The sequence below is a fragment of the Microbacterium sp. CPCC 204701 genome, assembly GCF_004010105.1.
Classification (GTDB): Bacteria; Actinomycetota; Actinomycetes; order Actinomycetales; family Microbacteriaceae; genus Microbacterium.
In genome coordinates this window covers 1-8,673 of the sequence record NZ_RRYE01000104.1, presented here as the reverse complement: position 1 = coordinate 8,673, position 8,673 = coordinate 1, and the positions used below count along the sequence as shown (strand labels likewise).

Genomic DNA, 8,673 nt, shown 5'->3' with positions numbered 1-8,673 from the left:
CCGCCGTGAACGCGATGATCTCGCGATCGCCCGAACCCGAGAACGCGATCGAGATGTCGCCGCCGTGCGCGAAGGTCTTGCCGACCTCGGTGAGAGTGCGAGCCGGCACCAGCGCCGTCGTCGGCTCGTCGGACGCCGTACCGCCGCCGTCCCACGGGATCTCGCGCAGCGCCACGCGGTAGCGGTCGGTGGCGACGAGGCTGAGGTTCGTTCCCGAGACCTCCAGCTGCACGCCCGTCAGCACAGGGGTGACGTCGTCGCGCGACGCGGCGAAGGCGACCTGCGCGATCGCGGTCGCGAAGTCCTCCGCAGGCACCAGACCCGAGTCGCCGGTGACCTCAGGGATCGCCGGGTACTCCTGCACCGGCATCGACGCCAGTGTGAACCGGGCCGAGCCGCAGGTGAGGAGGATCCCGCCGTCGTCATCGACCTCGACTTGGATCGGCGCGTTCGGCAGCCGGCTGGCGATGTCGGACAGCAGGCGGCCGTGTACGAGGATCGTGCCCGGGTCGTCGACCGTGGCCTCGATCGTCGTGCGCGCGGAGGCTTCGTAGTCGAAGGCCGCGAGCGAGAGCCCCTCGGAGGATGCCTCAATCAGCACGCCCGCAAGGATCGGCTGGGGGTTTCGCTGCGGCAGGAGCTTGACGACGAACGATACGGCTTCGCTGAACACATCGCGATTGACGTGGAACTTCACGAACGCTCCCTCTGCAGCGGACCCGCAGGCTGCGGGCTCGGGGTTCTCATGCTAGTGCCCGCCCCGGAGATTGCCAGCCCTGGCCGGGCAGAGGGATCCGCCGTGCAGTTCTCCACCGCAAAGGTCATCGAACCGGTTCTCATGATGGATCTCTTTGTCATGGTGTTAACAGCTGTGGAAACTGTGGACAACTCGTGCGATCCCCGTCGGCACACCGAAACCACACGCGTGTGAGTTGTGGAGCGGCTGCGGAATCGCATCGGGATGACGGATGCCGCGCCCCCCGTCATCCGCAGTCCATCCACAGGCACTCGCGCGTCGCTCACAGCGGTTTCCGCAGGCTTCGGGAGTTATCCACAGGTTTTCCACACTGGGGAGAACCCGGATAATGGCCCTGGTCCGGGCGTGTGTCAAGAACTTCTTGCGGCATATGCCGCTCGCCGGCGTCAGCGGCCGTTGCGGCCGAGCTGCGCGGTGATCTCGGAGACCTGGTTGTAGATCGAGCGACGCTCCTTCATGAGGTCGCTGATCTTCTTGTAGGCGTACATCACGGTGGTGTGGTCGCGGTTGCCGAACAGCTGACCGATCTTCGGCAGCGACAGGCTCGTGCGCTCGCGGCACAGATACATCGCGATCTGGCGGGCCGTGGCCACCGACTGGGAACGGCTCGAACCGTAGAGGTCGTCGACCGTGAGCTTGAAGTACGCGGCGGTGGCCGTGATGATGTCGGTCGGCGAGATGACGTTGGCGTCATCCTGGTCGACAATGTCGCGCAGCACCGTCTGGGCGAGCGACATGTCGAGCGTGGAACGGTTGAGGCTTGCGAATGCCGACACGCGGATGAGGGCGCCCTCGAGCTCGCGAATGTTGCTCGAGACCACCGTGGCGATGTACTCGAGCACCTCGTCGGGGATGTGCAGCCGCTCGGACTGCGCCTTCTTGCGCAGGATCGCGATGCGGGTCTCGAGGTCGGGTGCCTGTACGTCGGTGATGAGGCCCCACTCGAACCGGCTGCGCATGCGGTCCTCGAAGCCGGTGAGGTGCTTCGGCGGCACATCGCTCGTGATCACGACCTGCTTGTCGTGATCGTGCAGCTGGTTGAACGTGTGGAAGAACGCCTCCTGTGTCTCGGCGCGACCCTGCAGGAACTGGATGTCGTCGATCAGCAGGATGTCGACATCCCGGTATCGCGCCTGGAACGCCGAGCCGCGGTTGTTGGCGATCGAGTTGATGAAGTCGTTCGTGAACTCCTCGCTCGACACGTACCGCACCTTGATGCCGGTATACAGGCTGATCGCGTAGTCGCCGATGGCGTGCAGCAGGTGGGTCTTGCCGAGCCCCGAGTCGCCGTAGACGAACAGCGGGTTGTACGCCTTCGCGGGCGCCTCGGCGACGGCGACGGCCGCGGCATGCGCGAAGCGGTTCGACTGCCCGATGACGAAGTTGTCGAACGTGTACTTCGGGTTCAGACGCGTATCGCTGCGCGAGACGGATGCCGGCTCCGCCGCCTCTTCGAGCGGCGGGCGCCCGACGGGCGCCGAGATGGGGGCGCCGGAGGAGGGAAGGGAGCCCTGCTGGATCGGGATCGGCACGGTCAGATGCGCATCGGCGAGGTCGGGGTTCACCACGACGCGGAACGACGACGCCGAATTGTGGGCATCCTGCTCGACGCGTGAGAGCGCCTCCATGATGGGTGCCCGCATGCGCTTGGTGAACTGCGCGGCGGTGAGGTCGTTCGGCACGTCGAGATAGAGCGTGCCTCCCATGACGCCCTGTGGCACGGCCAGACTGATGAAACCGTGAAGCTGCGGCGTGATGCGCTCGTCCCTCACGAGTTCTTCCAGCACGGCCGACCAGACCGGAACATCTGGAACTTCGTGCGGTGACATGGCCCCCCCGGGTTGTTGATGACTCCACCGGATGCTGCGGAAACGCCATGCCGAGCCTGTGGATAACTGCCGGAGCCACGCTAGTCAGCGGGCGACGTGTGAGCAAACTCCACTGTAGATCCAGCCCGCGTGTCGATGCCAGGCTCTGATCCGCCGTCGGGGCATAATGCGGGGTCCCGCACTCGGTTTGAGTTATCGGGCGTATCGACGTAGCCTTAATCGGTTGACTTATGCCCTCGCGGCAGTCCCTTTGTACGAGCGTCCCCGGTCTCGAGCGTCCCGGTGACACCTGATCGGAAGTAGTCCCCTATGAGCAAGCGCACTTTCCAGCCCAACAACCGCCGCCGCGCCAAGAAGCACGGCTTCCGTGCTCGCATGCGCACTCGCGCGGGCCGCGGCATCCTGTCGGCTCGCCGCGCCAAGGGGCGCACCGAGCTCTCGGCCTGAGCTGGGTCACCCCCTGCGGTGCTCGCGAGGTCGAACCGACTCACCCGCGGAGCGGAGTACAGAACCGCCGTCCGTCGTGGTCGTCGATGCGCCGGCAAGCACACCGTCACCTATGTCAACCGCGCCGAGACCCATGGTCCGGCGCGGTTCGGCTTCATCGTGAGCCGCCAGGTCGGCGGGGCGGTCGTGCGGAACACGGTCCGCCGCCGGCTCAAGGCCGTGTGCTTCGAGTCGCTGGAGTCGGTCGCTCCGGGCAGTGACGTCGTGATCCGCGCCCTGCCGAGCGCGGCATCCGCGACCTTCGCCGACCTTCGCGACGACGTCCGCCGCTGCCTCGCCAGGAGCGCGACATGAGCGTGCTGCCGGCGTACGCCCTCGGCGACGCCGAGTTCTCGGCGTCCGACCTGCTCCGCAGCATCCCGCTCCTCCCCCGCAACGCCGTCCTCGGGGTGCTCCACGGCTACCGCGCCACCATCTCGCACACGTACGGCGACGTCTGCAAGTACTACCCGTCGTGCTCGGCGTACGCCGTCGGAGCGGTGCAGCAGCACGGCGCCGTCGTCGGATCGGTGCTCACCGCGCGGCGCCTGGCACGCTGCCACCCGTGGGCCGCCGGCGGTGTCGACGATGTTCCGCCCCACTCGCATTTCCGGCACGCACTCACCCGCCATGGCTTCGTCGTGCCCGCCCCCTCCGGAAAGGACTGATCCACCGCATGGATCTCTTGCTGGCTTCCACGCCGTCCCCCACGCCGCCCCCCGGCGGTGGCGGGTTCGATCTCATCGGGATCATCCTGTGGCCGCTGAAGTGGCTCGTCGAAGCGGTGCTGGTGTTCTGGCACTGGTTGTTCACGGCGATGGGACTGCCGCCGGCCGAGGGCATCACGTGGGTGCTCTCGATCATCGGTCTCGTGATCGTGGTGCGATCGGCCATGATCCCTCTCTTCGTGCGGCAGATCAAGAGCCAGCGCAAGATGATGGAAATCGCTCCTGAACTGCGAAAAGTTCAGGAGAAGTACAAGGGCAAGCGCGATCAGCTCTCTCGTGAGGCGATGAGCCGCGAGACGATGGCTCTCTATAAGAAGCACGGCACGACGCCCGTGTCGAGCTGTCTGCCGCTGCTGGTGCAGATGCCCGTGTTCTTCGCCTTGTTCAGCGTGCTGAACGATGTCACTCGTCATGCGCGGGACGGCATAGGCGGTGTCGGACTTCTCAGCGCCGAGCTCACCGAGGAGTTCTACAACGCGAAGCTCTTCGGCGTCGCGTCGCTGCACGAGACGCTCATCGACGCCGTCAACACGGGCAACACGGCGGCGATCGTCATCCTGCTGGTGCTCGTCGTGCTCATGATCCTGTCGCAGTTCTTCACGCAGCTGCAGATCATCTCGAAGAACCTCTCGCCCGAGGCCAAGACCGGCCAGGCGTACCAGATGCAGAAGATCATGCTGTACGTCCTGCCGTTCGCCTTCGTCTTCTCGGGCGTCTTCTTCCCGTTGGGCGTCGTCATCTACTGGTTCGTGTCGAACCTGTGGACGATGGGTCAGCAGTTCCTCGTCATCCGCGAGATGCCGACCCCCGGATCGGACGCGGCCAAGGCTCGCGAGGAGCGCCTGGCCCGCAAGGGCAAGGCCATCGACGCGTCGGGCAAAGTCGTGCCGATGGAGAAGTATCTCGCCGAGCAGCAGCGCCTGTACGAAGAGGCCGAGCGCGCCAAGGCCGCCACGCCCAAACGCCAGCAGCCGGTCGGCAAGCAGCGGGCGAAGAAGCAGGCGCAGAAGCAGCAGGCTCCCAAGCCGGAGTCACCGAACGCGTCAGGTGACGGCGGCGCGGCTGCGAGCAGCTGACGATTCGGCTCTCCCACATCGACATCGAGGATTCACAGCCATGACCACGTCATCCGACTCCCTCCGCACCGACCCGGCCGCCGAACGCGAGCCCGCCACGGTCGAACAGCTCGAAGAAGAAGGCGACATCGCCGCGGACTTCATCGAGGGCCTGCTCGACATCGCCGACATCGACGGCGACCTCGATCTGGACGTACGCGCCGGCCGTGCGTATGTCTCGGTCGAGGCGCCCGAGGGCGGATCCGTAGCCCTTATCGCCGAGCCCGACACCGTGCAGGCTCTGCAGGAGTTGACGCGCATCGCGGTGCAGAGTCGCACGGGCCGCTTCTCGCGCCTCATCCTCGACGTCGGTGGTTCTCGCGACGCTCGGCACGACGAGCTTGTGGCCCTCGTCGATCGTGCGATCTCCCGCCTCGAGGAGGGTGCCTCACAGGCGTCGCTCCCCGCGATGTCGAGCTACGAGCGGAAGCTCGTCCACGACATCGTCGCCGAGCGCGGCTTTGTGTCGGAGTCGTACGGCGAGGGGGCTGACCGCCACACCGTGATCAGCCGAGGCTGAGACCTGCCGTTTCACGTGAAACATCCGGGTGAGGATGGGGTGTCCATGATCGAGGTCGAGCGGGAGCCGGCCGTCGCAGCGGAGCTCTTCGGTGGTCGCATCGAACTTGCGCGGCGGTTTGCGGAGGCCCTCGGCCGTCATGGTGAGGAACGGGGCCTGATCGGCCCGTTGGAGCCTCCGCGCTTGTGGTCGCGTCACATCCTGAACAGCGCTGTCATCGCACCGCTCTTCTCGGGTCGGGTGGGTGACGTCGGGTCGGGCGCCGGACTCCCGGGCCTTGTGCTCGCGATCGCACGCCCCGACGTCGAGTGGGTGCTCATCGAGCCGATGGAGCGGCGGGTCGCGTGGCTGTCGGAGCAGGTGGAAACCCTCGGCCTCGACAACGTCGAGGTGGTGCGTGCCAGGGCTGAGGACTGGAAGCACGGGCCGGTCCTCGATGCGGTCACCGCGCGCGCTGTGAGTGCGCTGCGGACCCTGGTTCCGATCACCGCTCCCCTGGTTCGCGACGGCGGTGAGCTGATTCTGCTCAAGGGCGTCAACGCCGAGAACGAGATCGGAGCCGCTGAGAAGCAGCTTCGCAGGTTGAACGTCACGAACGCCCGCGTGGTGGTCGTCGGCGAGGGCGTGCTTGACGAGCCGTCGCGGGTGTTCCGCGCCACCGTGCGCTGACAGGATCCGCGCGCTGCCCGCCGAGCTTCGCCGCTCGCGGCGTCGTGCGCCGCGGTGCGCACCTGTGCGCGGAGCGCGGGTGGGCAGGCTCCGACAAGTCTGCGCGAGGCCGGCATCTCGCAGCTTTGCGAGTCGCGTTCGACCGGCAGAGTAGCGAGCATGGCGAGACCACCGCTGCGTGTCGGGTCGCTGTTCGTATCGCGGCCCCCGACCCAGGCGTTGCACGGGGGTCGGGTCTGCCTGTCGAGCAGCGAGCCTGCCAGCTGGTGCGCCGCGGTGCCCATCCGTGTGCGGAGCGGTCGGGCAGGTTCTGGCAAGTCTGTTCGAGGCCGGGCCCTCGCAGGCCTCGCGACTCGCGTTCGGCCGGCAGAGCAGTGAGCATAACGAGGACCACACCGCTGTGTGTCGGGTCGCTGTTCGTACGACGGCCCCCGACCCGGGCGTTGCACGGGGTCGCGTCCATTTGTGAGGTGGCGGGCCTGCGAGCATGCCGAGACGGGGCAGCGCTCTGGATCCGCTGCTGTCATGGCGGGTGAGCGTTCGTGTTTCACGTGAAACATCCGCTCCCTAGGCCGACCTTCATGTGAAACGTTCGCACTTCGGCTCTGCCGAGGTGACCGCGTCCCCCGGTCGGATAGTGCCGCGAACGCATTGGACCAGCCGGTCTCTCCGGGTGCTGTGCGTGTGGCGGCCCTTGGGTCGGCGTTTCACGTGAAACATCGATCCCCGGTTCCTGGAAGTGGTCGTGGTTGCCGGTCGAGGAGCGAGGCCCGCGAGGGTATCGGGACCACTTCTGGGTCTTGACCATCCTGTCTGAACCGCGCGGTCCCTAGGTCGACGTTTCACGTGAAACGCCGCGCGCACAGCCCGCGTGCCGGTCGCATGAGCCGGTCGAGCAGCAACTCGCGAGGGTATCGGGACCATCCCAGCGCCATGGTCCTGTGCCCCGACCGGTTTGGTCGTCTTTGCGCGTGAGCGCCCCGCCTCGTGCGCGCCCGTCTCGGATGGCGCCTGCTCGAGTGTGCGCCGGGGTGTCGCATGAGCCGGTCGAGCAGCGAGGTCGCGAGCAGCGAGACCGCATAAGAGTCTCGGTCAACCTGGGTGAACCGCGGTCACCCGCTCGACCTCGAGCGTAAGACGCCGACCGCAGGCTCCCGCGTCGGACTTGGTATCCACTCGAGTAGCGAGGTCGCGAGCAGCGAGACCACTCCCAGTCCATGGTCGTTCTCGTGTGCCTGACCGGCCTCGTCGATGTTGCGCGTGGGCGTCCCCCTTCGTGGGGCTCCCGTCCCTGACAGTGCCATCCCGAAGTGCCCCCGAGGCGGTCGTGGTCGCCGATCGAGTGCTGAGGTAGCGTGAGCACGGTGTGCGGCCCGGCGTCATCCACTGCGGACCCGACTGTCGACGCCTCCTCCCCACGTCCGCGAGTGCACTGTTCACCCCCACAGATCATCGACGGCAGCAGTCACCAGCGCCGCCGCGCCTCAGGCTGGGTCGATGGGACACGTGCACATCTTCGAGTGCCCGGACGGCCAGTGCTACGTCCGGAGCACGCGGGACCTCGAACGTCGACGCGAAGCACATCGATGGCGCAAGGGCGGCGTACACGAGCCCATGAATGACGGTCCGGCTTGCGTACTTCGAGAGTCCGATCATGTGAGGACGCGTATCCGCGCGAGAAGCAGGTGCGGGGATGGGACCGGAGCCAGACGGATTCCATTTGTCACCGGGCACCTCGACGCGCTGCCACCACTGGGCAGGAAGAAACGTCGTTTAGACGGCACATCGCACAGGGCTGAAAAATTCCCGGACCGCCGGATAACGAAGGCGTAAGTGTTCTTCGGTGAGGCCCCATAGGTGAGCACTGCCCCGCACGAGAGGTGCTCCTTCGCCGCCAGGGGCACCTTCACGGGGCGCGTCTCGGACCGCCCGCCTGGCCTGCTGCGAGGGCTGTGGGCGTTGCCGCTCGGCGGGCGGACTGGTCTGTGCGAGGTGCGACCTGACCGCACCCATCTTTCCTTCGCGACCAAGTGTCGAATTGGTTGAGGGGTTTCGACACGCTCGCAACCTCGCCAATCTACCGGCGCGGGTCGCAGCGCACGCCGTGGCGGGAGGCGGATACGGCATCCGGGTCCTGCAGCGTTGGAGCGTGGGCGCACTGACCCGGCGCCCCGGGGGGTCTAGAAGCGGGCCATGGCTTCGTCCGCGCTGTAGGTGAGCCGCGCTCGCTACTTCACCCGCGTGTTGGGGCGGTGGTGGCGCCGATGTTTCACGTGGAACATCGGGTCGTTCGCGGAACGCGAGCGAACTCGCTACTCGACCGGCGGGCGGTGGGGATGCGGTGGCGTGGACATGTTTCACGTGGAACATCGGTTGGTCGCGATACCGCCGCGGGCTCGTCACTCGACCGGCGTAGATGCTCACGTGGAACACCGGGTTGTGGTCTCACGCGCGCGGGCTCGTGGGGCTGCCGAGGGAAGCAATTGCGAGCACGGAATATTACGCGAACGACCGAGGCGAGCGCGGGCGGCGGGGAAGGGCTGGGGGTGGGGGCGGGATAGAGTGGGAG

Annotated in this window: 8 protein-coding genes; 6 read left to right on the top strand and 2 right to left on the bottom strand. The window is 66.9% G+C overall.

Annotated features, from left to right (window positions below):
* Both dnaN and dnaA read right to left on the bottom strand, forming a co-directional pair.
* The coding region (gene dnaN / locus EIO58_RS08445; protein ID WP_127819157.1) for a DNA polymerase III subunit beta at positions 1-697 on the bottom strand (697 nt) is incomplete at its 3' end.
* A gap of 446 nt (positions 698-1,143) precedes the next feature.
* The gene (dnaA, locus tag EIO58_RS08440) at positions 1,144-2,586 is read right to left on the bottom strand and encodes a chromosomal replication initiator protein DnaA (protein WP_127819156.1); all 1,443 of its coding nucleotides are present in this window, start codon (positions 2,584-2,586) and stop codon (positions 1,144-1,146) included.
* Between the two features lie 309 nt (positions 2,587-2,895).
* Between dnaA and rpmH the strand changes: the two genes are divergently transcribed.
* From rpmH to rsmG, 6 genes are read left to right on the top strand one after another with little or no spacing between them, the layout of a single operon-like run.
* Positions 2,896-3,033: a 50S ribosomal protein L34 gene (gene rpmH / locus EIO58_RS08435; RefSeq protein ID WP_055952712.1), complete on the top strand. Its 138-nt coding sequence runs from the start codon at positions 2,896-2,898 to the stop codon at positions 3,031-3,033.
* An 18-nt stretch (positions 3,034-3,051) separates the two neighbouring features.
* Positions 3,052-3,387 carry a ribonuclease P protein component gene (rnpA, locus tag EIO58_RS08430; RefSeq protein WP_127819155.1) on the top strand — a complete coding sequence of 112 codons (336 nt, stop codon included), beginning with the start codon at positions 3,052-3,054 and terminating at the stop codon, positions 3,385-3,387.
* Complete coding sequence (gene yidD, locus EIO58_RS08425; protein ID WP_127819154.1) at positions 3,384-3,740, top strand: membrane protein insertion efficiency factor YidD; 357 nt, start codon at positions 3,384-3,386, stop codon at positions 3,738-3,740. Before rnpA ends, yidD begins: the two co-directional genes overlap by 4 nt.
* 8 nt (positions 3,741-3,748) lie before the next feature.
* Complete coding sequence (yidC, locus tag EIO58_RS08420; RefSeq protein WP_127819153.1) at positions 3,749-4,876, top strand: membrane protein insertase YidC; 1,128 nt, start codon at positions 3,749-3,751, stop codon at positions 4,874-4,876.
* Between the two features lie 40 nt (positions 4,877-4,916).
* Complete coding sequence (locus EIO58_RS08415) at positions 4,917-5,435, top strand: Jag family protein (RefSeq protein ID WP_127819152.1); 519 nt, start codon at positions 4,917-4,919, stop codon at positions 5,433-5,435.
* A gap of 45 nt (positions 5,436-5,480) precedes the next feature.
* Positions 5,481-6,104 (top strand): 16S rRNA (guanine(527)-N(7))-methyltransferase RsmG, encoded by a 624-nt coding sequence (rsmG, locus tag EIO58_RS08410; RefSeq protein WP_127819151.1) that lies wholly within the window; start codon positions 5,481-5,483, stop codon positions 6,102-6,104.
* Positions 6,105-8,673 lie beyond the last annotated feature (2,569 nt).

Bases quoted from the DNA above. Each gene is read 5' to 3' on its own strand.
- dnaA (WP_127819156.1), bottom strand. From the start codon at position 2,586: ATGTCACCGCACGAAGTTCCAGATGTTCCGGTCTGGTCGGCCGTGCTG.
- rpmH (WP_055952712.1), top strand. From the start codon at position 2,896: ATGAGCAAGCGCACTTTCCAGCCCAACAACCGCCGCCGCGCCAAGAAG.
- yidC (WP_127819153.1), top strand. From the start codon at position 3,749: ATGGATCTCTTGCTGGCTTCCACGCCGTCCCCCACGCCGCCCCCCGGC.
- EIO58_RS08415 (WP_127819152.1), top strand. From the start codon at position 4,917: ATGACCACGTCATCCGACTCCCTCCGCACCGACCCGGCCGCCGAACGC.
- yidD (WP_127819154.1), top strand. From the start codon at position 3,384: ATGAGCGTGCTGCCGGCGTACGCCCTCGGCGACGCCGAGTTCTCGGCG.
- rsmG (WP_127819151.1), top strand. From the start codon at position 5,481: ATGATCGAGGTCGAGCGGGAGCCGGCCGTCGCAGCGGAGCTCTTCGGT.